Origin of the sequence: Rhizobium sp. P44RR-XXIV, from assembly GCF_001999485.2 — a bacterium.
Taxonomy (GTDB): domain Bacteria; phylum Pseudomonadota; class Alphaproteobacteria; order Rhizobiales; family Rhizobiaceae; genus Rhizobium.
The window spans coordinates 204990-227695 of sequence record NZ_MPVZ02000024.1 but is presented as its reverse complement, the minus strand read 5'-3'; the positions used below and the strand labels follow the sequence as shown (position 1 = coordinate 227695).

The following is a 22706-nucleotide window of genomic DNA, read 5'->3' as shown; positions in this document are numbered from 1 at the left end:
TTGACCCATTCAGATATGCCGCGCAAACGGGTTGTTGCGGTATGTCAAAAGTTATTGCGTCCACAGATGGTGGACGTTATCGTCCGGCATACAAATTGATATTACACCCTGCTTAATGGGCGAATGGCACAAGATTTTCAGAGCGACATTCAGGCGGTTCAACGGATAGCCGCCGTACCGACGATTCTCGACGTTGTGTGCAGCACGACCGGCATGGGTTTTGCGGCTGTTGCGCGCGTTACCGAGGACCGGTGGATCGCCTGTCAGGTGCTGGACAATGTCCACTTCGGTCTGCCTGCCGGGGGAGAGCTCAAGGTCGAGACGACGCTTTGCCACGAGGTGCGCCAGCATCACGAGGTCATCGTCATCGATAATGTCGCCGAAGACCCGATCTATGCCGATCATCATACCCCGCGGATATATGGCCTGCAGAGCTATATTTCCGTGCCGATCGTTCTGCCTGACGGCACGTTCTTCGGGACATTATGCGCCATCGATCCCAAGCCGCATAAGCTCAGCAACCCGCAGACGCTTGCAACCTTCAAGCTCTTCGCCGAGTTGATAGCCTATCATCTCGACGCCGGCTCCAAGCTGAGTGCCGCACGCACGGATCTGCTGGATGCGCAGGCGGCATCGGAATTGCGCGAGCAGTTCATTGCCGTGCTCGGCCATGACCTGCGCAATCCGCTGGCCTCGATTGATGGCGGCACCCGCATGCTGCTCAAGGAGCCCCAGAGCCAGACCGCGCAGACGATTTTGACATTGATGCGCGGCAGTGTGCTTCGCATGTCCCGGTTGATCGACAACGTGATGGACTTTGCGCGCGGGCGATTGGGCGGCGGTATAGGACTCGAGAGGATTTCCGGGATATCGCTCAATTCCACGCTTGAGCAGGTTGTGGCGGAAATTACATCGGCTCATCCTGAACGCAGCTTCGAAACCGATATAGATGTGCAGGATGACGTGCGCGTCGATCATGGCCGCATCGGCCAGATGCTGTCGAATATCCTGGGCAATGCGGTCACGCACGGATCCGCCGATGCGCCGGTTCGCGTCTCAGCCTTCGTCAAGGACAGCACTCTTTACATATCGGTTGCGAATGGGGGCAATCCCATTCCGGATGCTGCAAAAGTGCTATTGTTCCAACCGTTCAGCCGAGGCGAAGCGGGAACGAGCCAGCAAGGGTTGGGATTGGGGCTCTATATCGCTTCCCAGATCGCCGAGGCTCATGGCGGACGCCTGGAAGTCAGCTCGGATGAACGTGAAACGAAATTCACCTTCACGATGCCGATAGAGCCGACCCGGCCATGATCTGATCGTCGCCGGACTGGCGAGTTGGCTAAACCCTGTTACTTTTTCAAGAGATCCGGCCGGCGTGCCCGCGTCAGTTCTTCGGCCTGTTCTTTCTGCCATTTCGCGATGGCGGCGTGGTTGCCCGAGGTCAGCACGGCAGGGATCTCGCGATCCTCCCAGATCTGCGGACGAGTATAGTGCGGGTGCTCCAGCAGGCCGCCCTCGAAGCTTTCGTGCAGGCCCGAAAGGTCGTTGCCCATGACGCCGGGCAGGATGCGGACGATGGCATCGAGCAGGATCAGCGCTGCCGGCTCGCCGCCGGAGAGGATGTAGTCGCCGATCGAGACTTCCTCCAGATCGCGCCCGTCGATCACCCGTTGGTCGACGCCTTCGAAGCGGCCGCAGATGATGATGACGCCATCGCCAGCGGCAAGTTCGCGCACCCGCTTCTGGGTCAGCGGCTTGCCGCGCGGGCTCATCAGCAGGCGCGGCCGGCTGTCGTTTTTGCTCGCATGGTCGATGGCGCGGGCAAGCACATCCGGTTTCAGCACCATGCCGGCGCGCCGCCGGCGGGCGTGTCATCGACGGTGCGATGCTTGTCGGTGGTGAAATCTCGGATCTGCACGGTGTCGAATGCCCATTGGCCGCGCTCGATCGCCTTGCCGGCAAGGGACGTGCCGAGATGGCCGGGAAACATCTCCGGATAAAGCGTGAGTATGGTCGCCCGGAAACTCATGGCGCGGTCACTTCCCAATGAGGATTACTTCTTCGTCTTGCCTTCCGGCTTCTGCGGCTTGCCGATGAGGTCGTCGGGGTTGTCGACAAGCCCGGCTGCCAGAGGATCGATCAGGATCTTGCCGCCTTCCAGATCGATTTCGAGCACGGCTGCTTCGGAAAAAGGGATCAATACCGGGCGCTTGCCCGGGCCCTTCAGCTCCAGGAGATCACCGGCGCCGAAATCATAGACGCCGCTGACCGTGCCGTAGCCGGTACCCTTGTCGTCGACCGCTTCCAGTCCTTCGAGATCGGCGTAGAAGAATTCGTCGTCGTCGAGCTCGTCATCCGGCAGGTTGTCGCGCTCGATGTAGAGCTCCAGCCCGTTCAAGGCCTCGGCGGCGTTGCGATCGTTGACGCCGCGCAGCCGCACCACGACCACGTTCTTGGCTTCGCGGATTTCCAGCACCTCGAAGCTGCGGCCGTCCATGCTGTGCAGATGGCCATAGTCGCCGAGTGCCGTGGGGTCGGAGGTATAGGCGCGAGCCCGCACCTCGCCCCTGAGGCCCTGTGCCGCGCCAATAGTCGCCATCAATACCGGGTTTTGCAGTTTCGTCATGGTCTCTTCGCCGATTGCCGCGATCATCGCATAATTCCTCAAATCGGAATCGACTTTATGAATTATGCAGCAGATCTGAGGCGCTGTCGTTGCGTTCTCTCATAGGATGAACATCAGCCGATGGGAAATAAAAAACGGGCGACATGTCGCCATGCCGCCCGTTTTTGATGATTGCAAAGGCCGATTATTCAGCAGCAGCGGCGTCAGCGGCCTTCTGTGCCTTTTCAGCAGCGCGTTCCTGAGCGCGCTTGCCCGGCTTTGCCTTTTCCGGGTTGTTCTTGGCTTCGCGGGTAGCGACGCCTGCTTCAGCGAGGAAGCGCAGAACGCGGTCGGTCGGCTGAGCGCCGTGGTCGAGCCAATGCTTGATGCGCTCGGCATCGAGCTCAACGCGCTTGGCGTCGTCCTTGGCGAGCATCGGGTTCCAGGAACCGACCTTCTCCAGGAAACGGCCATCGCGCGGCGAACGGGCATCGGCGATAACGACGTGGTAGTACGGGCGCTTCTTGGAGCCACCGCGGGCGAGACGAATTTTCAGTGCCATAATTTCTACTCCTTAGGCTTTTCTTGACCGCTTCGTTGAGGCGGTATGTTCGTTTCTGTTATGCGTGTCGCAGGCGTTCTCTCGATAAGCCGCTTGACGCAATTCGGGATCACGCCTTCAGATCGGCTGCGATCTGCTCGTGATGCCGGATGACTTCCTTGATGACGAAGTTCAGGAACTTCTCGGCGAAATCCGGGTCCAGATTGGCGTCCTTTGCCAGACGGCGCAGGCGTTCGATCTGGTATTCTTCGCGCGCCGGGTCAGCCGGCGGCAGCTCGTACTTGGCCTTCAGCACGCCGACCTCTTTGGTACAGCGGAAGCGTTCAGCCAGCATATGCACCAGCGCGGCATCGATATTGTCGATGGACTGGCGGTAGTTGCCCAATTGGGCCTTTACTTCTGGATCAATCATGGGGGTCAACGATCCTTTCACTTCTTCTTCGGCAAACCGGGAAGTCCCGGGAAACCACCACCGAGGCCCGGCAGCTTGGCGCCGCCCAGACCTGGCAATCCGCCACCGTTACCGAGGCCCGGCAGGCCGCCTGGACGGCCGAGGCCGGCTGCTTCGGCCTGCTTTTGCAGGGCTTCGAGCTGTTTTGGGTCCATGTTCGACAGGTCGGGCATTCCGCCCATTCCGCCGCCAAGACCCATCTTGCCGGCAAGGCCGCCCATTAGCTGCTTCATCATGCCGCCTTTGCCCTTGCCGCCCATCATCTTCATCATGTCCGCCATCTGGCGGTGCATCTTCAGAAGCTTGTTGATGTCGGAGGCGTCGGTGCCGGAGCCGGCGGCGATGCGCTTCTTACGGGAATGTTTCAGGATGTCCGGGTTGGCGCGCTCTGCCTTGGTCATCGAGGAGATGATGGCGAGCTGGCGGCCGAAAAGCTTGTCGTTCAGACCGGCGGCGGCCATCTTGTCCTTCATGCCGGACATGCCGGGCATCATTCCCATGATGCCGCCCATGCCGCCCATGTTCTGCATCTGGCGCAGCTGGTCTGCGAGGTCGTTCAGGTCGAACTTGCCCTTGGCCATCTTGGCGGCCATGGCGGCCGCCTTTTCGGCGTCGATATTCTCGGCTGCTCTCTCGACCAGCGAAACGATGTCGCCCATGCCGAGGATACGGTCGGCGATACGGCGGGGATGGAATTCTTCCAACTCGCCCATCTTTTCGCCGACACCGATCAGCTTGATCGGCTTGCCTGTCACGGCGCGCATCGAAAGGGCCGCACCGCCGCGGCCATCGCCGTCCATGCGGGTCAGCACGAGGCCGGTAATGCCGACGCGCTCATCGAAATTGCGGGCGAGATTGACCGCGTCTTGACCGGTCAGCGAATCCGCGACCAGAAGGATTTCGTGCGGGTTGGACCGCTTCTTGATGTCGGCCATCTCGACCATGAGCGGCTCGTCGATATGCGTGCGGCCGGCGGTATCGAGAATGACGACGTCATGGCCGCCGAGCTTGGCGGCCTGCACGGCGCGGGCGGCGATATCGGTCGGCGACTGGCCGGCGATAACGGGAAGCGTGTCGATGTTGGCCTGGACGCCGAGCTGGCGCAGCTGCTCCTGCGCTGCCGGACGGCGCGTGTCGAGCGAGGCCATCAGGACCTTCTTGCGGTCGCGGCTCGTCAGGCGATGGGCGATCTTGGCAGAAGTGGTGGTCTTGCCCGAGCCCTGGAGGCCGACCATCATGACGACGACCGGGGCCGGCGCGTTGAGGTCGATGCCCACACCGTCGCCGCCGAGCATTTCGATCAGCTCGTCATGGACGATCTTGACGACCATCTGGCCCGGCTTGATCGACTTCAGGATCTCGGCGCCGACGGCCTTTTCACGGACGCGGTCGGTAAAGGAGCGAACAACGTCAAGCGCCACGTCGGCTTCGAGAAGCGCACGGCGAACCTCGCGCAGTGCTGCGGAAACATCGGCTTCCGAAAGCGCGCCGCGGCCTGTCAGTCCATTCAGAATGGAACCAAGACGGTCCTGGAGGTTTTCAAACATCAGTTCTTCCTTATCGATCGCCTGGAGCTTTGGATTTGCGCATATGCGCGGGTCTTTGCCCGAAAACGTCGTGCTTTTCCATGACGAAAACAAGACGCAAAGCCAAAAACCACCCGAGGGCGCATCGCGCTGTCGGGTGTTGACCTCCGGGATCTCTTTATACCTTTATGGGTCCCGGTCGGTGGCTCGGAGGCTTGTGCTCGTCGCAGATTGCGGGCGATAAACAGGAAAAGGTCATCAAAGTCAACCCAAAGCGGCGGAAATGCCTGGGATGCATGCCCAATATCACTATATGAACGTCGCTTTGCCACCAATACAAGCCTCCCACTATCCTATCGACCCCCGCCTAAAGATGATTTCCCGAGACAGATCAGAATGAATGATGCAGCCCTGACCAATCTTCTTGCCGCCTGTCGCATCTATGCCGGCGGCCGGGTCGATGCGCGGTTCAACGCGGCGGCGCAGGCCTTTTATGCCGACGCCAAGGTGCAGCCGAAAATCGTAACGAGGGCGGCACGAGAGCTGCGCGGACTGCCGCCGCCGGGAGCGGCGATCCTGGCCAATATGCTCGGCACCATCGCCGAGACTGGCGGTTCGGCCGAGCGCAGCGGCCCAGCCGTGTGGGAGCTTTTTACGGCTTGGCTGCCGCAGATCCATCGTGGCTTTGCCAGCCGCAAGGAATTGAGCCCCAAGCAGCGGCAGCTGCTCGAGGCCTTTCAGCTGCTTGGCCAGTCCGCCGTCACGCATCTCGCCGCGATGCCGAAAGAGCGCGCGCTTGCCGCCGGTGACGCCAATCTGATGGCGCAGCTGGCCCAGCTGCAGGACTATACTCCAGGGGCTGCCTGGGTGCGCCATATGCTTCTAAGCCGCAGCGACCGCTTGCTCGTCCTGCATGGGCCGAGTGGACGCGGCTTTCGTCTGCGGTACGAGAATATCGTCAACTGTTTTCATCTGTTCACGCTGATCCAGGCCGCCTTCGGTGAGACACTGCCGGGCGGCCGCGCGCCCAACAGGTTCATTGTCGATATGGCGCGCTGCGTCACCGTGGCGGAAGAGGGCAATGACGAGCCCTGGTGGCGGTATGAAACGGTACAGCCCGGCCTTCCGGGTGTTGCGGAGATATCAGGCGAGGCCTCCGTCGACACGATTGCGCGGATCGAAGGCATGCAGGTCATTTTGTTGTCGCCTTCCGTCGAAGGAGCGGCGTTCTGGGACACGAGCTTCTTCACGCCGCAGCTTTTTGCCATGCCTGCGAATGTCGTGATCGAGGAAACGCTCACGGCACGCGAGACCGAAGAGTGGCTGGCAAAGGTTGGTCTACCAGCGAAACCTGAAGCGACGGATGAGCGAAAGGCGGACGGAGAATGACGACAGCATCAGGTCCCGGCCGAAAGCGGAATCCCTATTATCAAGGCCCGACATCAGACCATTTCGATGGCCTGCGCTTCTTCAATCCGGGCGGGGTCGGGCCGGGCAATTCGCTTGATCTGCTGAAATGGCAGCTCGCCGGCGGCCGGGTGCGCTGGCCCAATCCGGTCATCAGCATGTTTCCGCCCGCCAAGCCCGACCGGCATGTGTTTGGTCAGCAGATGCGGGTGACGATGGTCGGGCATGCCTCGATGTTGGTGCAGATTGCCGGCCTGAACATCCTGACGGATCCGGTCTGGTCGGAGCGGGTCAGCCCGTTCCGCTCGGTCGGGCCGAAGCGCGTGGTGCCGCCCGGCATCCGCTTCGAGGACCTGCCGCCCGTCGACCTCGTCCTCGTCACGCATAATCATTACGACCATTTGGATGTTGCGACGCTCGCGCGGCTGCAGGCGGCACACCGGCCGAAGATCGTCACCCCGCTCGGCAACGATACGATCATCCGCCGCGCCGTTGCCGATGCCGATATCGCCGTTGTCGATTGGGGCGATCGCATTGCCGTCAAGGGCGGGGTGACCATTGACGTCGAGCCCTGCCACCACTGGTCGGCGCGCGGCATGGGCGACCGGCGCATGGCGCTTTGGGCGGCTTTCGTGCTGACGACGCCGGCTGGCAAGATCTACCATGTGGGCGATACCGGCTTTCACGATGGTATCAATTATGAGGCCGTCAGGCAGAAGCATGGCGGCTTCCGGCTCGCGATCCTGCCTTTTGGCGCCTACGAGCCGCGCTGGTTCATGAAGGGGCAGCACCAGAACCCGGAAGAGGCAGTGAAGGGCATGAAGCTCTGCAACGCCGCCTATGTCGCCGGGCATCATTTCGCGACGTTCCAGCTGACGGACGAGGGGATCGATGCGCCGGTGCAGGCGCTGGACGTGGCGTTGAAGGCGGAGGGCATGGAGCCGGATCGCTTTCGTCCGCTCAGGGCAGGGGAAGTGTTCGACGTGCCGGTGGTTTGACGAATGGCGCCGGTGCGAACCGAAAACCCCTCCTCCCCGGAGGAGAAGGGGTTGTTTGCAGAGGCCTTCTGGCTGCTGCGCTTTACTGCGTGATCTCCGGCTCGGCGAGCTTTGCCAGATTGATCAGGGATTCCTGCCAGCCGAGATAGCAGGCTTCCGGGGGAATAACGTCCGGTATGCCTGCCTGGGTGATGTTCACCTCGGTTCCGACGAGAACCTTCTTCAAGGTCACGGTCACTTCCATTTCGCCCGGCAGGTTGGGGTCGTCGAATTTATCGGTGTAGCGCACCAGCTCGCCGGGAACGAGTTCGCGAAATTCGCCGCCGAAGCTGTGGATTTCGCTCGTCGTAAAATTGCGGAATGACATCTTGAAAGTACCGCCGACGGTGCCTTCGAAATGATGCACGCTGCAGGCGAAGCCATTCGGCGGCAGCCACTTGGCAAGCGCATCCGCTTCGATGAATGCGCGATAGACCTTCTCCGGGCTCGTGGCCAGGACGCGGTGCAGGCGGATGGTATTCGGCATGGCTATGTTCCTTCTGGTTTGACGGAGTGGACGAGCCTAGGACGTGGCAGCTTTTGACAATCCGACATTGATGGATGATTTTTTCTCAAAATGAATTCCGTCAAGGCTTCTGGTTGAGGTTTTCGCCGTGGTCAAAGGACGGGCCATTCGCCCTCGTGGTTCGAGACGGCCCCGGAAAGTTCACTCAATCCTGAATAATCTCGCCCTTCACGTCCCACTGGTAATTCCCCCGCATTTCCGCCATATACAGCTCGAAACACAGACGGACATACCACCATGAGCAATACGGTCGAATTCGCGAGGATGAACGGGCTTGGCAACAAGATCCTGGTCGTCGACATGCGTGGCCGCAAGGATGCGGTGACGGCTGAGGCGGCGATTGCGCTCAATGCCGATCCAGCCACCCAGTTCGATCAGATCATGGCGATCCACGATCCGAAGGCTCAGGGAACCGACGCCTGGATCGATATCCTCAATTGCGATGGGACCAAGGCGCAGGCCTGCGGCAACGGTACGCGCTGTGTCGTGCAGGCGCTGGCGGCCGAGACGGGAAAGAAGGTTTTCACCTTCCAGACCGTCGCCGGCATTCTGAATGCCGTCGAGCATGAGGACGGGACGATCTCCGTCGATATGGGTAAGCCGGTGTTCGCTTGGGACAAGATCCCGGTTGCCGAAGAATTCATCGACACCAGCCGTATCGAGCTGCAGATCGGGCCGATCGACAATCCCATCCTGCATTCGCCTTCCGTCATGTCGATGGGCAACCCGCATGCGATCTTCTGGGTCGACAAGGACCCGATGTCCTTCGATCTCGCCCGTTTCGGGCCGCTGCTGGAAAACCATCCGATGTTTCCCGAGCGTGCCAATATCACGCTGGCGCAGGTTCTCTCTTCGACGACGGTACGCACCCGCACCTGGGAGCGCGGTGCCGGTCTCACGCTTGCCTGCGGTTCCGCCGCCTGTTCCGCCGCCGTCAGTGCCGCCCGCACGGGCCGCACCGGCCGCAAGGTGACCATCGACGTTGCCTCTGCGCCTGCTCCGAGCCAGTTGACCATCGAATGGCGGGAGACGGACGACCACGTGGTCATGACCGGCCCGGCCGAGTGGGAATGGTCCGGCACAGTCGATCCCGTGACGGGAAGCTTTTCGCGCGATCCGGAGCAAGGGGCTCAGGCGCGGTGAGCGGGGTCGAGGTCATTACCTTCGGCTGTCGTCTCAACACCTATGAATCCGAAGTGATGAGGGCTGAGGCGGAAAAAGCCGGGCTCAACAATGCCATTCTGGTCAATACCTGTGCCGTGACGGGAGAGGCTGTGCGCCAGGCACGCCAGGCGATCCGCCGCGCGCGCCGTGACAATCCGCATGCCCGCATCATCGTCACAGGCTGTGCCGCGCAGACCGAAAAGCAGACCTTTGCCGAAATGGCCGAAGTGGATGCCGTGCTCGGCAACGAGGAGAAGCTGAAGAGCGCCTCCTATCGCGCCCTGCCGGATTTCGGCGTGTCGGCGGAAGAGAAGCTGCGCGTCAACGACATCATGAGCGTGCGGGCGACCGCCCCTCAGATGATCCGCCATATCGACGGCCATGTGCGCGCCTTCATCCAGGTGCAGAACGGTTGCGACCACCGCTGCACCTTCTGCATCATTCCCTATGGCCGCGGCAATTCGCGCTCGGTGCCGATGGGCGCGGTGGTCGATCAGGCTCGTAACTTGGTCGAAAGCGGTTATCGCGAGCTCGTGCTGACCGGCGTCGATGCCACGAGCTATGGCGCCGACCTGCCGGGAACGCCGACGCTTGGTCTGCTCGCCAAGACGCTTTTGAAGCAGATCCCCGAAATCCGCCGGCTGCGGCTCTCCTCGATCGACAGTATCGAAGCTGATCAGCATCTGATGGATCTCATTGCTGACGAGCCGCGCTTCATGCCGCATCTGCATCTATCGCTGCAGCATGGCGACGACATGATGCTCAAGCGCATGAAGCGGCGGCACTCGCGCGCCGATGCTTTTCGTTTTATCGAGGATGTGCGCCGCCTGCGACCCGAAACGAGCTTCGGCGCCGATATGATCGCCGGCTTTCCCACTGAGACGGAAGAGATGTTTGCCAATGCCGTTGGTCTTGCCGAAGAGGCCGGCATCGCGCATCTGCATGTTTTTCCGTATAGCCCACGCCCCGGCACGCCGGCCGCCCGCATGCCGCAGCTCGAACGCGCCCTTATCAAGGAACGCGCCGCCCGTTTGCGCGCGGCTGGACAAAGACTGCATCTGACCCATCTCGACAATATGGTCGGAACGCGGCAATGGCTGCTCATTGAGAATAATGGGCTTGCCCATACCGAAAACTTCACGCTTGCCGCCGCCCCCGGCCTTCGCCCGCGCGACCTTGTGCAGGTCGCAATCACCGGCCACAATGGCAAGCACCTCGACATGCAACTTCTAGCCGCCAACGCGGCCTAATGCTTCAACGGATACTTCATGGCGCTCGGTTTCATCAAAAAAGTCTTCACCTTCGGCCGTGAAAAGCCGGTTGAAGAGCCGGCGCCTGCGGAGGTAGTTACGCCGGATGTAGCTGCGCCGGAGACGGAGGCGGTTGTCGTTGAGCCTTCCGCTACGCCTGAGTTTGCCGAACCCGCGTTACCCGCCTCTGTCCCTTCGGGACATCTCCCCCACATGGGGGGAGATCGTTTGGAGGATGCCGCGCCTGTTCAGCAGGCGCAACAGATTGAAAAGCCTGAAGAGGCAGCTGTTTCGCCTCAAGTGGAGGCTTTGGCGTCCGAGCTAGCAGTAGATTCCGAGCCCGCCTTAGGTAATGTGGTTGCTGAACTCCAACAGGCCGAAAGCACCGAAGCTGATGTGACGTCGGAAGAGCACCCCATCGATATGATCTCCCCCCTTGTGGGGGAGATGTCACGAGGACAGAGGGGGGTGACGAAGGCGCGGCAGACGCGGCCCCAGCGTCGAAAGACGCCAACACCGCCCCCGTCCTCCCCAAGGGCTTCGCCACCGTCACCACCGTTCCCGAGCCCACCCCGGAAGCACCCAAACAAAAACTTTCCTGGTTCCAGCGCCTGCGCGCCGGGCTTGCGCGCACCTCGTCGCAGCTCACCGGCCAGATCGCAGCGCTCTTCACCAAGCGCAAACTCGATGATCAGACGTTGCAGGATCTGGAGGATCTGTTGATCCAGGCCGATCTTGGCGTCGAGACGGCGATGCGGGTCACCGATACGCTGGCCTCCGAGCGCTATGGCAAGGACGTCACGAGCGAGGACGTTGGCCGCATCATGGCGCAGGAAATCGCCAAGGTGCTGAAGCCGGTCGCCAAGCCGTTGCAGCTCGATCTCAGCCACAAGCCGCATGTCATCCTCGTCGTCGGCGTCAACGGCACCGGCAAGACGACGACCATCGGCAAGCTGGCGTCCAAACTGTCCGGCGCAGGTCTCAAGGTCATGGTCGCTGCCGGCGACACGTTCCGTGCTGCCGCCATCGAGCAGTTGAAGATCTGGGCCGACCGCACCAAGTCGGAGTTCATCGGCACCAAGCTTGGCGCGGACGCCGCCGGCCTTGCCTTCGATGCTTTTCAGCAGGCCAAGGCCAACAAGAGCGACGTGCTGATCATCGACACCGCCGGCCGCCTGCAGAACAAGGCGGAGCTGATGGCCGAGCTTGAGAAGATCGTCCGTGTGCTCGGCAAGCTCGATCCGGATGCGCCGCATACCGTGTTGCAGACGCTTGATGCCACCACGGGCCAGAATGCCTTGAACCAGGTGGAAATCTTCCGCAATGTCGCCGGCGTCAACGGGCTGATCATGACCAAGCTTGATGGCACGGCGCGCGGCGGCATTCTTGTCGCCATCTCGGCCAAGCATAAGCTGCCGGTCTATTTCATAGGGGTCGGCGAAGGTGTAGACGATCTCGAGCCGTTCGAGGCGGAGGATTTCGCCAATGCCATCGCAGGGACAGGCGGCGGAAGCAGCCAATGAACGACAAGAACAAATTCGACGATAGCGAAAGTGCCGCAATGACGACCAGCGACAACGAACTCACCCCAAGTGCCGCCGACAAGCATCATCCGATGCTGAAGCTGGTGCTGGAACTCGGGCCCTTGCTGGTATTCTTCTTCGGCAATCTGCGTGGAGAGTGGCTGGCGCAGCAATTTCCGCAGCTGGCGGCGCTTGGCGGGCCTCTCTTCGTCGCCACCGGCCTGTTCATGGCGGCAACGGTGCTCTCGCTCGTCGTCTCGAAGGTCATGCTCGGCCATCTGCCGCTGATGCCTTTCGTATCGGGCATCGTCGTCCTCGTCTTCGGCGCGCTCGGCATCTACCTGCAGAACGAAACCTTCATTAAGATGAAGCCGACCATCGTCAACGCCCTGTTCGGCGTGGTGCTGCTCGGCGGCCTTGCCTTTGGCAAGTCGCTGCTTGGCTATGTCTTCAATGCCGCCTTTCAGCTGGATAGCGAAGGCTGGCGCAAGCTGACGCTGCGGTGGGGCCTGTTTTTCCTGGTTCTGGCCGTGCTCAATGAGGTCGTCTGGCGGCTGTCGAACTGGTACTACCTGCCCGACACCAAGGCTGCCGACAATCTCTGGGTCAACTTCAAGGTCTGGGGAACGATGCCGATCACCATCCTCTTCACCCTGTCGCAAATGCCGTTGATCATGAAGCATACGATCGAGCAGCCGGCGGAATCGGGCAAATGACCGAAGCCGTCGACGCGCAAAACCGCTACCGGCAGCAAAACTTCTGGTTCATCGCCTGCGCTCTCGTTCTGCTCGTGCAGATCGTGGCGGAATATATGATGGGCCGCGTGCCGATCTGCACCTGCGGCTACGTGAAGCTTTTCGAGCCTGTGGTGAAATCCAGCGGCAATTCGCAGCATATCGCCGACTGGTACACGCCATCGCACATCATCCACGGCTTCCTCTTCTTCGGCCTCACCCATCTGATCATGCGCCGCAAGCCACTGTCGATGCGCCTGTTCGTTGCCATGCTGATCGAATCCGGCTGGGAGCTTTTGGAAAACTCGCCCATCATCATCAACCGTTACCGGGCGGCGACGATCTCGCTCGATTATGTCGGCGACAGTATTCTGAACTCGGCGATGGACGCGGTGTTCATGGTGGTCGGCTTTTTCTTTGCCTGGCGCGCGCCGGTGGTTGTGACGATCGCCATCGCCATCTTCTTCGAGCTGCTGACGGGCTACCTGATCCGCGATAATCTCACGCTCAATGTGCTGATGCTGGTTTGGCCGGTCGAGGCGATCAAGACCTGGCAGGGTGGGATTTAGCCGATTTTTGAATTTGGCGATGGCAGCGTTCGCCATTGCCAAAAATCGCCATAAAATTGCATTTACTCACGTAATGTCGCGTCACGGCAAAGTCGTTGCTGGTGTACGATCTTGCGGGGGAGCAGATGTCGAGCATCGCAGTCGCAGTGTTATTGGCCGTAATCACATCCAAATCGCCGGCAGGTTTCACCGATGCCGGAACTCTGATTGCCGATTGCAGCAGCTCTCGGCAACTTGTTTCCGGCTATGTCATCGGCTGGCTGGACAAATGGAATCGAGACGATTTTCTCGCGCGTCGCGGCATTGCCCAATCGATCCCCAATGTCCGGGCGATGACGAACTGGGGCTATTTCGGCGAGTCCGTCGGCGTTGATATCTGCATTCCGCCGCAGATTGATCCAGCAAAAATCACCGGCATGTTCTGCGATTTCCTTACCCACAATCCAACACTGAAGGATGCGCCGGCAGAAGACGTCATGAACACGTTCACGCGCGGCAATTTCCTCTGTGACAAGAAATAATTGCCGTTGTTTCGGCTCAAAGCAGAATGTGTGTCGGACTTCAGGATGCTGGCTTCCCCAGAGCCTTCTCAATCGCCGGATAGAGCCCTTCCTTCAGGCTGGTGGCCGTAAACGGGCCGACCTGCTTGTAGAGGATCGTTCCGTCAGGCGAGACAAGGTAGCTCTCCGGGATGCCGTAGACGCCCCAGTCGATGGCGGCGGTGCCGTTGGGGTCGATGCCGATGGCGTTATAGGGATTGCCGAGTTCGCCGAGGAAGCGCAGGGCGTTCTCGCTCGTATCCTTGTAATTGATCGCGACGATGTTGAGCCGGCCGTCCTTGGCAAGCTCTTTCAGCACAGGATGCTCGTCCCGGCAGGGGATGCACCAGGAGGCGAAGACGTTGACGAGGGTGAGCTTGCCCCTGATGGCGTCGTCGGTCAGTGACGGCAGATTGGAGCCTTCGAGCGGCGGCAAGGCAAGTTTCGGCGCCTTCGTGCCGATCAGTGCCGAGGGGATGGCGGAGATGTCGGTGCCGTGAACTTCCTGGTCATACATGACCTTGCCGACAGCAAGCGCGATGCAGGCAAAGACGATCAGCGGGATCAGCGCCAGCAAATAGCGCGCGGTGCTGCTGCCGGATTTCGGCTGGTCCTTGTTATCGGCATCGGTGGTCATTTTGCATCGCCTTCGGGCGGGCGCTGCGAACGGCGGCGAATGCCCGATGCTTCGAGAGCCGCCAGTTCGCGGCGGCGCAGGCGTCCGTCGATCCATGTCCAGGCGATGATGGCCAGGATCATGACGGCGGCAAAGCCGTAGGAGCCGAAGACGTAGAAGGGATGGGTCATGCTATTCCTCCCGGCTTGCCATGCGCGCGGCGATGCGGCGCTGCGCGGCGATGCGGCGGCGCCAGATCTCGTTGCGGATCGCCATCAGATGCAGCGTGAAGAACAGCAGCGTGAAGGCCAGCGCCATGATAAAGAGCGGCCAGAGGAATTCCGCGTCGATGGCCGGGCCATCCATGCGCATGATGCTTTCCGACTGATGCAGCGTGTTCCACCAGTCGACCGAGAACTTGATGATCGGAATGTTGATGAAGCCGACCAGCGTCAACACGGCGGCGACGCGGGCGGCCTTGGACGGATCGTCCATGGCGCGGTTGAGCGCGATCAGGCCGAGATACATCAGGAACAAGATGAAGACCGAGGTCAGGCGTGCATCCCAGACCCAATAGGTGCCCCACATCGGCTTGCCCCAGAGCGAGCCGGTAACGAGTGCAATCAGCGTGAAGGCGGCGCCGAGCGGGGCGGCAGTCTTGCCGGCGACGTCGGCCAACGGATGGCGCCAGACCAGCGTGCCGATCGCCGACATGCTCATGATCGTGTAGCACATCATCGAAAGCCAGGCGGCGGGAACGTGAATATACATGATGCGGACGGTATCGCCCTGCTGGTAATCGCCCTCGGTCGTAAAGGAGAGATAGAGACCGATCGCGAAAAGCACGGCCGAGATGACCGCGAGCCAGGGGATCAGACGTGCCGAGAAAGCCAGGAACCGCGTGGGGTTGGCGAGGTCGGAAAATCGGCTGATCGCAGGGCTGATATCGCTCATGCGGCTTGTTTAACCCGATATGGCTTTTCCGGCAATCGACAGCATTGTCTCAGATGAGCGAAACAGTATCTCATCGCGATCAATCAGTCGTGTTCCGCAATGCCAAGGCTGCCGCCGCCGGGCCGAGCACGGCGAAGAACAGGGTGAGCGCGATAAGGATCAGGACGGGCGACAGGAAGGGTTGCGGTCCTTCGACCGCGGCATAGGTGGCGCTGACGCCGAAGATCAGCACCGGGATCGCCAGCGGCAGCACCAGGATCGACACCAGCAGGCCGCCGCGCGGCAGCGCCACCGCCACTGCCGCCCCGACCGCGCCGATAAAGGTGAGTGCCGGCGAGCCGACAAGCAAGGTGAGCGCCGTCGCCGCGATCGCGGTCTCGCTCATATTCATAAAGAGACCGAGCAGCGGCGAGGCGATGACCAGCGGCAGGCCGGTCGCCACCCAATGCGCGGCGCATTTGACCAGAACGGTCAGCACCAGCGGCGTTTCCTGCATGACGAGCACATCGAGCGAGCCGTCGTCGCGCTCCGCCTGGAACAGACGGTCCAATCCAAGCAGGCAGGCGAGCAGCGCGCCGATCCAGACGATGGCCGGGCCGATTCGGGAGAGCAATTTTAGATCGGGGCCGACGCCGAAGGGGATGACGGCGACGACGGTGAGGAAGAAGAGGATGCCAATGAGAGCGCCACCGCCGGCGCGGACCGAGAGCTTGAGGTCGCGGAGGAAGAGGGCGGTCATGAGTAGTGGCTTTCGGAGTTTGCCGCGAGGTTGCCGCTCGTTTGGCTCACGGCGCGAGAAGCAGGTGCTTCTCGCCACCCCCCTCTGTCCCTTTCGGGACATCTCCCCCACAAGGGGGGGAGATTGTTAGCCCGTGGCTCAGCTTCTTCCAAACAACCATGTGCTGAATTTGCAGAGCATTTTGTAGTTGAATATGGTGAGGGGTTGCCGCCCACAATCTCCCCCCTTGTGGGGGAGATGTCACGATAGTGACAGAGGGGGGTAGCTTATTGCTTAGCAATAAGCGCCTTGAGCTGAGCGAAAGGGAACGTCTTCTCACAAACGTAACCGTCATCCCCAAACCCCTTCACTCACCCCGGCAAACCCGGTCATCCGCATTTCCTGCACATTCTCCAATCCCAGTGGCTGATGCGTCGCGGCAAGGACAATGCCGCCCTTCCTCTGATGCGCGGAGATCAGGCCGGTGAAGAGCTGGTCTGCAGACGTGTCGACCGCCGCCGTCGGCTCGTCGAGGATCCAGATCGGGCGATGGGCGACCAGGAGTTTGGCGAAAGCGATTCGGCGCTGCTGGCCGGCGGAGAGGTAGCCGAATGGGAGATGGGCGATATCGGCAAGCCCGACGGCATCCGCCGCCGCCTCGATACCGAGACCGGCGCCCCCCGGCATATCGCCAAGGAAGGTTTTCCAGAATGTCAGGTTTTCGGCGACGGTCAGCTCGGATTTCATCGCATTGCGGTGGCCGAGATAGTGGCTGGCTTCGCCGGGCGTGCGCTCCGAATCGCCATCGATACCTGACAATGTGACGCGACCCTTTTCCTGCCTCAGAAGACCGGCCACAACACGCAGAAGCGTCGACTTTCCAGAGCCGTTGCGGCCGGTGAGAACGAGCGCGTCACCACCCTCCAAGCCAAAGGAAACGTTCGAGAAAATCAGGTCTTCGCCCCGCCTCGCCGCCAGATTTTCAGCGCTTAGATGCATTCGCTCAGGCTTTCCTATTTTCTTTACCGCAATGCGCAAAAAATTGTCCAAATTTGCATCTTGTCACTCTGGCAAGTCTTTACGAAATTATCTATAAGACCTGCAACCACGCCAGCGGTCGGCGTGAATTTCATCCTTGCGCCGAACATAAGGTTTTCTGCCTTACGTGCGGACAGCGGAAATGGCCGTACCCGCATCCTGATGTGCATAAAGTGCATAGGCGTTCGCACGACTGTGTTGGCTATCAGAAACGGGGTATCTCGTGTCTAAATCTCTTGACAGTTTCAATTGTCGTTCCACGCTGACCGTGGACGGAAAAGACTATGTCTATTTCAGCCTGCCCAAGGCTGAAGCGAATGGTCTGCCCGATGTTTCCAAGCTGCCTTACTCCATGAAGGTGCTTCTGGAAAACCTGCTGCGTTTTGAAGACGGGCAGTCGGTCACCAAGGACCATATCCTCGCCGTCGCCGAATGGCTGACCAACAAGGGTACCGTCGAGAACGAAATCGCCTATCGCCCGGCGCGCGTGCTGATGCAGGACTTCACCGGCGTTCCGGCCGTGGTCGACCTTGCCGCTATGCGCGACGCCATGGTCTCCCTCGGCGGCGATCCTGAAAAGATCAACCCGCTGGTTCCCGTCGATCTCGTCATCGACCACTCCGTCATCGTTGATGAATTCGGTACGCCGCAGGCTTTCGCCCGCAACGTCGAGCTCGAGTATCAGCGCAATGGCGAGCGTTACCGCTTCCTGAAGTGGGGCCAGCAGGCGTTCAAGAACTTCCGCGTCGTTCCTCCCGGCACCGGCATCTGTCATCAGGTCAACCTCGAATATCTCGGCCAGACCGTCTGGACGAAGGAAGAGGACGGCGAGACGATCGCCTATCCGGACACCTGCGTCGGCACCGATTCGCACACGACAATGATCAACGGTCTCGGCGTTCTCGGCTGGGGCGTCGGCGGTATCGAAGCTGAAGCTGCCATGCTCGGCCAGCCGGTTTCCATGCTGCTTCCGGAAGTCATCGGCTTCAAGCTGACTGGCAAGCTCAAGGAAGGCGTCACCGCGACCGACCTCGTGCTGACCGTCGTGCAGATGCTGCGCAAGAAGGGCGTCGTTTCCAAGTTCGTCGAATTCTTCGGCCCCGGCCTCGACGCGCTGCCGCTCGCCGACCGCGCCACCATCGGCAACATGGGTCCGGAATACGGCGCGACCTGCGGCTTCTTCCCGGTCGACAAGGAAACGTTGAACTACCTCAACATGTCCGGCCGCGCGAAGGATCGCATCGCGCTCGTCGAAGCCTATTCCAAGGCTCAAGGGATGTGGCGCGACAATGACGGTTCCGACCTCGTCTTCACCGATACGCTCGAACTCGATCTTGGCGACGTCGTACCGGCCATGGCAGGCCCGAAGCGTCCGGAAGGCCGCATTCCTCTGGAAAACATCGCTTCCGGTTTCGCCGGTTCGCTGGAAACCGAATACAAGAAGCCTGGCCAGCTCTCCAACCGCTATGCGGTCGAAGGCACGGACTTCGATCTCGGCCATGGCGACGTTGCGATCGCCGCGATCACGTCGTGCACCAACACTTCTAACCCGTCGGTGCTGATCGCTGCCGGCCTGCTCGCCCGCAACGCCGTTGCCAAGGGCCTGAAGAGCAAGCCGTGGGTCAAGACCTCGCTGGCGCCAGGATCGCAGGTCGTCGGCGAATATCTCGCCAAGTCCGGCCTGCAGGCCGACCTCGACAAGCTCGGCTTCAACCTGGTCGGCTTCGGCTGCACCACCTGCATCGGCAATTCCGGCCCGCTGCCGGCGCCGATCTCGAAGACGATCAACGACAAGGGCCTGATCGTATCAGGCGTGCTTTCGGGCAACCGCAACTTCGAAGGCCGTATTTCGCCTGACGTCCAGGCCAACTACCTGGCCTCGCCACCGCTCGTCGTCGCCTATGCGCTTGCCGGCTCGGTACAGATGGACCTGACCAAGGAGCCGATCGGCGAAGACCAGAATGGCAAGCCGGTCTTCCTCAAGGATATCTGGCCGACCTCGCATGAGATCCAGGAATTCATCCTGAAATACGTCACCCGCGAACTCTACGAGAGCAAGTACGCCGACGTGTTCAAGGGCGATGCCAATTGGCAGGCCGTACAGGTTCCTCCAGGCCAGACCTATGCCTGGGACGACAATTCGACCTACGTGCAGAACCCGCCTTACTTCGTGGGCATGGGCAAGAAGGGCGCCGGCATTTCCGACATCAAGGGCGCCCGCGTTCTCGGCCTTTTCGGCGACAAGATCACCACCGACCACATTTCCCCGGCCGGTTCGATCAAGGCTGCCTCGCCGGCCGGCGCTTACCTCATCGGCCATGGTGTCGGCGTTGCCGACTTCAACCAGTACGGCACGCGCCGCGGCAATCATGAAGTGATGATGCGCGGCACCTTCGCCAACATCCGCATCCGCAACCACATGCTCGGCCCGAACGGCAAGGAAGGTGGCTACACCATCCACTATCCGTCCAAGGAAGAGACGTCGATCTACGATGCGGCCATGCAGTACAAGGCCGAGGGCGTTCCGCTCGTCATCTTCGCCGGTGTCGAATACGGCAACGGCTCGTCGCGTGACTGGGCTGCCAAGGGCACCAACCTGCTCGGCGTACGCGCCGTGATCGCCCAGTCCTTCGAGCGTATCCACCGCTCGAACCTGGTTGGCATGGGCGTCATCCCCTTCGTCTTCGAGGACGGCACCACCTGGGCCACCCTTGAGCTGAAGGGTGACGAACTCGTCACCATCGAAGGCCTGGCTGATATCAAGCCGCGCGAGCGCAAGATCGCCAAGGTTACCTATGGCGACGGCACGGTTCGCGATATCCCGATCATCTGCCGTATCGATACGCTGGATGAGGTCATCTACGTCAACAATGGCGGCATCCTGCAGACCGTTCTGCGCGATCTCGCTGCCTGATAGGCTCTAAAAGCCGCAAATTACGCGCCGCCGGGGAAAGTTTCCTGGCGGCGTCTTGTTTTTCACGCCGATGTGTACGGCACGTCCGGTGCTGCACGCCGGTCTCACCCCATCGTGACTTTGCGTCATCACGCTAAACTATTATCTCTTGTTTCAGATTTTTCGGGCTTGATACGGGCATGGTTGCCCGAAGGAGCGTGAGCGGTTTCAGGGCCTGCGTAGGCAGACGACCTTTGAAATTTGACAATGAGGTACAAGGGAAATGCGCCTTCGACTTTCGATTCTACTTCTGGCAGGCATCGCGCTGGCAAGTTCGCTGCATGCGCAGGAGGCTGCGAAGATCAAGGGCGTGGTCGAGCTCTTCACCGCACAGGGCTGCGCTTCCTGTCCACCCGCCGATGCCGCCTTCCGCAAGCTGATCCGCCAGGGCGACGTGGTGGCGCTTGCTTATCATGTCGACTACTGGAACTATCTCGGCTGGAGCGACACGATGGCGTCCAAGGACAACACGGCGCGCCAATATGCCTATGCGCGCGCGCTCGGCCGCAGCGGCGTCTACACGCCCCAGGCCGTCGTCAATGGCCGCGACCATATGAACGGCGCGGATCTCAATGCGATCAACGTCAAGCTCGATAGCTTCCAGCGCAGCGGTGAAGGTCTGACTATTCCAGTGAATGCCGCCATGAAGGACGACGAGCTGTCGATCAAGATCGGCGCTGGCCAAGGCAAGGCCAATGTTGTCGTCGTCTATTTCGACAAGGAGCAGATGGTGGCTCCGAAGGGCGGCGAAAACAACGGTCAGCAGATCGCCTACATGCATGCGGTTTCAGATGTCGAAACCGTTGGTATGTGGGACGGCAAGGCGATGAATATCGTCCTGCCCGCCAATGTACTTGATAAGGCCGGCCGGAGAGGGCTTGCGGTTCTCCTGCAGTCTTCGACACCCACGGGCGATCCCGCAGCCATCATCGGTGCGACGGTATTGACCATCGGCTCGGACGGCTGAGCGGCTTTTTTCAAGCTGACCCCTAAGCCTTCTATTTCGGCTGGCGCCGAAAAGGGTCCCTATTTTGGCTGATGCCAAAAAGGGGAGGTGCCCGGCGAGGACGCATTCGGGGCTGGGGTTTATCGATACGCCCCCGGCCGGGCCGCTTGACGCGGCGGCGCCAAGCGGTTGCCTATACTTCCTGCAAATCGGGCGGCGTTTTGACTGAAATGCGGCGCCGCCGAGACGCTTTCGGGGGCAGGAAAGAAATTGTGAGCCGCCAGGTGTCTTGCAATTTGGTGTGGCTGAGGCAAACTGTCATTCTCTTGTCATGAGATAGCCCCTGGGGGATTGATGACTGATCAGCCGGATTTGCGCCATAGCGAAAGCCGTTCCGTCGACACCAACACCACCTCCGTCGTCGTCGATCTCAGGGAATACAAACAGAGCAAGGACCCGCTGCCGGTGACATTCCACCGCCGCGAGCTTGATGCCATTCTCTGGATCTACGGTCGCATGGTCGGGGAGGGCGAGTGGCGGGACTATGCCATTGACCACCTCAAGGACATGGCGGTTTTCTCCGTCTTCAAGCGCTCAGGCGAATTGCCGCTCTTCCGCATCGAAAAGAACCCGAAGCTGGCTGCCAAGCAGGGGGCCTTCTCCGTGGTCAACACCAACGGCATGATCCTGAAACGCGGCCATGACCTGCAACAGGTCCTGAAGGTTTTCGACAAGCAGCTGAAGCTGGTGGATAAGTAGCTCTTATCGCCATTTGCTGTGTGCTGGCTGATAGTGCCGCACCCCCCTCTGTCCCCTTCGGGACATCTCCCCCACAAGGGGGGAGATTGGCAACTTGGAGCGCTCCCTGCACCACCAACCAACATCGTGCCTGCTGAAATGCGGCTTGTTGTTTTTGAGAGACGAGCGTCATGCTCCCAATAATCTCCCCCCTTGTGGGGGAGATGTCACGACAGCGACAGAGGGGGGTATCAAACGTGCGGCATATGCGAAACCTGCGCTACTCCCCAAACAACGTCCCCGGATAAACCGATGGGTCCGGATCGCTGTCGTTGCCGTCGCCGAGCGCCTTCTGCATCAGCATCGTGTCCAGCCACCGGCCATGCTTGTAGCCCGTGCCTTTCAGCAGCCCGACCTCGGTGAAGCCCGCTGAGCGGTGTACGGCGACAGAGGCCGGGTGGGCGCCACCGATGACGGCGATCATCTGGCGGAAGCCGAGCGTCTCGCAGCTCTCGACCAAGGCCTTCAACAGCAGCCCGCCGACGCCGCGGCCGCGAGCTTCCGGCGCGAGATAGATCGAATCCTCCACCATCCAACGATAGGCTGGGCGGGTGCGGAATGCCGAGGCATAGGCATAGCCGAGGAACGTGCCGCCTCTGTCTTCCGCGACGATGTAGGGGTAGGCTTTGTCCTGGATCGCCAGGAAGCGGCCCGCCATCTCCTCTTCACTTGGGGGCGTGATCTCGTAGCTGGCCGTGCCGTTCAGCACGGAATCGCGGTAGATGGCGGTGATGTGGGGAAGGTCGTTTACGGTTGCGCTGCGAAGGCTGACGGACATTGCTTTTCTTGC

General features: G+C 60.7%; 22 protein-coding genes and 2 pseudogenes. 12 read left to right on the top strand and 12 right to left on the bottom strand.

Annotated features, from left to right (window positions below; translation table 11 throughout):
- Positions 1 to 123 precede the first annotated feature (123 nt).
- Positions 124 to 1311: a GAF domain-containing sensor histidine kinase gene (locus BSK43_RS05000; protein WP_077471985.1), complete on the top strand. Its 1188-nt coding sequence runs from the start codon at positions 124 to 126 to the stop codon at positions 1309 to 1311.
- Positions 1312 to 1349: 38 nt separating this feature from the next.
- On the opposite strand, the pseudogene trmD reads toward BSK43_RS05000, so the two are convergent.
- The 5 genes and pseudogenes from trmD to ffh all read right to left on the bottom strand — a co-directional run bounded on the left by trmD (position 1350) and on the right by ffh (position 5165).
- Positions 1350 to 2029, bottom strand: a pseudogene (gene trmD, locus BSK43_RS04995) (tRNA (guanosine(37)-N1)-methyltransferase TrmD).
- A 24-nt stretch (positions 2030 to 2053) separates the two neighbouring features.
- Positions 2054 to 2626 (bottom strand): ribosome maturation factor RimM, encoded by a 573-nt coding sequence (gene rimM, locus BSK43_RS04990; RefSeq protein ID WP_077472039.1) that lies wholly within the window; start codon positions 2624 to 2626, stop codon positions 2054 to 2056.
- 184 nt (positions 2627 to 2810) lie between these two features.
- Positions 2811 to 3167, bottom strand: a complete 357-nt coding sequence (rpsP, locus tag BSK43_RS04985; protein WP_068394434.1) for a 30S ribosomal protein S16 — start codon at positions 3165 to 3167, stop codon at positions 2811 to 2813.
- A 109-nt stretch (positions 3168 to 3276) separates the two neighbouring features.
- The gene (locus BSK43_RS04980) at positions 3277 to 3579 is read right to left on the bottom strand and encodes a chorismate mutase (RefSeq protein ID WP_068394432.1); all 303 of its coding nucleotides are present in this window, start codon (positions 3577 to 3579) and stop codon (positions 3277 to 3279) included.
- A gap of 17 nt (positions 3580 to 3596) precedes the next feature.
- Complete coding sequence (gene ffh / locus BSK43_RS04975) at positions 3597 to 5165, bottom strand: signal recognition particle protein (protein WP_077471984.1); 1569 nt, start codon at positions 5163 to 5165, stop codon at positions 3597 to 3599.
- 375 nt (positions 5166 to 5540) lie between these two features.
- Between ffh and BSK43_RS04970 the strand changes: the two genes are divergently transcribed.
- Together BSK43_RS04970 and BSK43_RS04965 are read left to right on the top strand one after the other, a co-directional pair.
- Positions 5541 to 6533, top strand: a complete 993-nt coding sequence (locus BSK43_RS04970) for a hypothetical protein (RefSeq protein ID WP_077471983.1) — start codon at positions 5541 to 5543, stop codon at positions 6531 to 6533.
- Positions 6530 to 7549: an MBL fold metallo-hydrolase gene (locus BSK43_RS04965; protein ID WP_077471982.1), complete on the top strand. Its 1020-nt coding sequence runs from the start codon at positions 6530 to 6532 to the stop codon at positions 7547 to 7549. Before BSK43_RS04970 ends, BSK43_RS04965 begins: the two co-directional genes overlap by 4 nt.
- Positions 7550 to 7631: 82 nt before the next feature.
- Here BSK43_RS04965 and BSK43_RS04960 read toward each other — a convergent pair whose 3' ends face one another.
- Positions 7632 to 8075, bottom strand: coding sequence for an SRPBCC family protein (locus BSK43_RS04960; RefSeq protein WP_077471981.1), 444 nt, complete (start codon positions 8073 to 8075; stop codon positions 7632 to 7634).
- A 276-nt stretch (positions 8076 to 8351) separates the two neighbouring features.
- Here BSK43_RS04960 and dapF point away from each other — a divergent pair, with 276 nt between their 5' ends.
- The 6 genes and pseudogenes from dapF to BSK43_RS04930 all read left to right on the top strand — a co-directional run bounded on the left by dapF (position 8352) and on the right by BSK43_RS04930 (position 13875).
- The gene (gene dapF, locus BSK43_RS04955; protein WP_077471980.1) at positions 8352 to 9257 is read left to right on the top strand and encodes a diaminopimelate epimerase; all 906 of its coding nucleotides are present in this window, start codon (positions 8352 to 8354) and stop codon (positions 9255 to 9257) included.
- Positions 9254 to 10528, top strand: a complete 1275-nt coding sequence (gene mtaB, locus BSK43_RS04950; RefSeq protein ID WP_077471979.1) for a tRNA (N(6)-L-threonylcarbamoyladenosine(37)-C(2))-methylthiotransferase MtaB — start codon at positions 9254 to 9256, stop codon at positions 10526 to 10528. The genes dapF and mtaB overlap by 4 nt, the downstream gene beginning before the upstream one ends.
- Positions 10529 to 10546: 18 nt before the next feature.
- A pseudogene (ftsY, locus tag BSK43_RS04945) lies at positions 10547 to 12051 on the top strand (signal recognition particle-docking protein FtsY).
- Positions 12048 to 12767, top strand: a complete 720-nt coding sequence (locus tag BSK43_RS04940) for a septation protein A (RefSeq protein ID WP_077471977.1) — start codon at positions 12048 to 12050, stop codon at positions 12765 to 12767. Before ftsY ends, BSK43_RS04940 begins: the two are co-directional and overlap by 4 nt.
- Complete coding sequence (locus BSK43_RS04935; protein ID WP_077471976.1) at positions 12764 to 13354, top strand: DUF2585 domain-containing protein; 591 nt, start codon at positions 12764 to 12766, stop codon at positions 13352 to 13354. Before BSK43_RS04940 ends, BSK43_RS04935 begins: the two co-directional genes overlap by 4 nt.
- Positions 13355 to 13479: 125 nt before the next feature.
- The gene (locus tag BSK43_RS04930; RefSeq protein WP_136686734.1) at positions 13480 to 13875 is read left to right on the top strand and encodes a hypothetical protein; all 396 of its coding nucleotides are present in this window, start codon (positions 13480 to 13482) and stop codon (positions 13873 to 13875) included.
- 40 nt (positions 13876 to 13915) lie between these two features.
- On the opposite strand, the gene BSK43_RS04925 is transcribed toward BSK43_RS04930, so the two are convergent.
- The 5 genes from BSK43_RS04925 to ccmA all read right to left on the bottom strand — a co-directional run bounded on the left by BSK43_RS04925 (position 13916) and on the right by ccmA (position 17180).
- On the bottom strand, positions 13916 to 14530 hold the full coding sequence (locus tag BSK43_RS04925; RefSeq protein WP_077471974.1) for a DsbE family thiol:disulfide interchange protein: 615 nt from the start codon (positions 14528 to 14530) through the stop codon (positions 13916 to 13918).
- Positions 14527 to 14700 (bottom strand): heme exporter protein CcmD, encoded by a 174-nt coding sequence (gene ccmD / locus BSK43_RS04920; protein WP_077471973.1) that lies wholly within the window; start codon positions 14698 to 14700, stop codon positions 14527 to 14529. Before ccmD ends, BSK43_RS04925 begins: the two co-directional genes overlap by 4 nt.
- Before the next feature lies 1 nt (position 14701).
- A complete protein-coding gene (locus tag BSK43_RS04915; RefSeq protein ID WP_077471972.1) occupies positions 14702 to 15463 on the bottom strand; it encodes a heme ABC transporter permease in 762 nt (253 codons plus the stop codon).
- Between the two features lie 79 nt (positions 15464 to 15542).
- Positions 15543 to 16202, bottom strand: coding sequence for a heme exporter protein CcmB (gene ccmB, locus BSK43_RS04910; RefSeq protein WP_077471971.1), 660 nt, complete (start codon positions 16200 to 16202; stop codon positions 15543 to 15545).
- A gap of 330 nt (positions 16203 to 16532) precedes the next feature.
- Entirely contained in the window at positions 16533 to 17180 is a 648-nt protein-coding gene (gene ccmA / locus BSK43_RS04905) for a heme ABC exporter ATP-binding protein CcmA (RefSeq protein WP_077471970.1), read from the bottom strand.
- Positions 17181 to 17442: 262 nt separating this feature from the next.
- On the opposite strand from ccmA, the gene acnA reads away from it, so the two are divergent.
- The 3 genes from acnA to BSK43_RS04890 all read left to right on the top strand — a co-directional run bounded on the left by acnA (position 17443) and on the right by BSK43_RS04890 (position 21877).
- Entirely contained in the window at positions 17443 to 20133 is a 2691-nt protein-coding gene (gene acnA, locus BSK43_RS04900) for an aconitate hydratase AcnA (RefSeq protein WP_077471968.1), read from the top strand.
- A 262-nt stretch (positions 20134 to 20395) separates the two neighbouring features.
- Positions 20396 to 21139 (top strand): thioredoxin family protein, encoded by a 744-nt coding sequence (locus tag BSK43_RS04895; RefSeq protein ID WP_068388731.1) that lies wholly within the window; start codon positions 20396 to 20398, stop codon positions 21137 to 21139.
- 333 nt (positions 21140 to 21472) lie between these two features.
- Positions 21473 to 21877 (top strand): DUF2794 domain-containing protein, encoded by a 405-nt coding sequence (locus BSK43_RS04890; RefSeq protein WP_068388734.1) that lies wholly within the window; start codon positions 21473 to 21475, stop codon positions 21875 to 21877.
- Between the two features lie 259 nt (positions 21878 to 22136).
- Here the strand turns inward: BSK43_RS04890 and BSK43_RS04885 are convergent, their stop codons facing one another.
- The gene (locus BSK43_RS04885; RefSeq protein WP_077471967.1) at positions 22137 to 22694 is read right to left on the bottom strand and encodes a GNAT family N-acetyltransferase; all 558 of its coding nucleotides are present in this window, start codon (positions 22692 to 22694) and stop codon (positions 22137 to 22139) included.
- Between the last annotated feature and the right edge of the window lie 12 nt (positions 22695 to 22706).

Coding starts and splice junctions, on each gene's coding strand:
- BSK43_RS05000 (WP_077471985.1), top strand. CDS start 124: ATGGCACAAGATTTTCAGAGCGACATTCAGGCGGTTCAACGGATAGCC.
- rimM (WP_077472039.1), bottom strand. CDS start 2,626: ATGACGAAACTGCAAAACCCGGTATTGATGGCGACTATTGGCGCGGCA.
- rpsP (WP_068394434.1), bottom strand. CDS start 3,167: ATGGCACTGAAAATTCGTCTCGCCCGCGGTGGCTCCAAGAAGCGCCCG.
- BSK43_RS04980 (WP_068394432.1), bottom strand. CDS start 3,579: ATGATTGATCCAGAAGTAAAGGCCCAATTGGGCAACTACCGCCAGTCC.
- ffh (WP_077471984.1), bottom strand. CDS start 5,165: ATGTTTGAAAACCTCCAGGACCGTCTTGGTTCCATTCTGAATGGACTG.
- BSK43_RS04970 (WP_077471983.1), top strand. CDS start 5,541: ATGAATGATGCAGCCCTGACCAATCTTCTTGCCGCCTGTCGCATCTAT.
- BSK43_RS04965 (WP_077471982.1), top strand. CDS start 6,530: ATGACGACAGCATCAGGTCCCGGCCGAAAGCGGAATCCCTATTATCAA.
- BSK43_RS04960 (WP_077471981.1), bottom strand. CDS start 8,075: ATGCCGAATACCATCCGCCTGCACCGCGTCCTGGCCACGAGCCCGGAG.
- dapF (WP_077471980.1), top strand. CDS start 8,352: ATGAGCAATACGGTCGAATTCGCGAGGATGAACGGGCTTGGCAACAAG.
- BSK43_RS04940 (WP_077471977.1), top strand. CDS start 12,048: ATGAACGACAAGAACAAATTCGACGATAGCGAAAGTGCCGCAATGACG.
- BSK43_RS04935 (WP_077471976.1), top strand. CDS start 12,764: ATGACCGAAGCCGTCGACGCGCAAAACCGCTACCGGCAGCAAAACTTC.
- BSK43_RS04930 (WP_136686734.1), top strand. CDS start 13,480: ATGTCGAGCATCGCAGTCGCAGTGTTATTGGCCGTAATCACATCCAAA.
- BSK43_RS04925 (WP_077471974.1), bottom strand. CDS start 14,530: ATGACCACCGATGCCGATAACAAGGACCAGCCGAAATCCGGCAGCAGC.
- ccmD (WP_077471973.1), bottom strand. CDS start 14,700: ATGACCCATCCCTTCTACGTCTTCGGCTCCTACGGCTTTGCCGCCGTC.
- BSK43_RS04915 (WP_077471972.1), bottom strand. CDS start 15,463: ATGAGCGATATCAGCCCTGCGATCAGCCGATTTTCCGACCTCGCCAAC.
- ccmB (WP_077471971.1), bottom strand. CDS start 16,202: ATGACCGCCCTCTTCCTCCGCGACCTCAAGCTCTCGGTCCGCGCCGGC.
- ccmA (WP_077471970.1), bottom strand. CDS start 17,180: ATGCATCTAAGCGCTGAAAATCTGGCGGCGAGGCGGGGCGAAGACCTG.
- BSK43_RS04895 (WP_068388731.1), top strand. CDS start 20,396: ATGCGCCTTCGACTTTCGATTCTACTTCTGGCAGGCATCGCGCTGGCA.
- BSK43_RS04890 (WP_068388734.1), top strand. CDS start 21,473: ATGACTGATCAGCCGGATTTGCGCCATAGCGAAAGCCGTTCCGTCGAC.
- BSK43_RS04885 (WP_077471967.1), bottom strand. CDS start 22,694: ATGTCCGTCAGCCTTCGCAGCGCAACCGTAAACGACCTTCCCCACATC.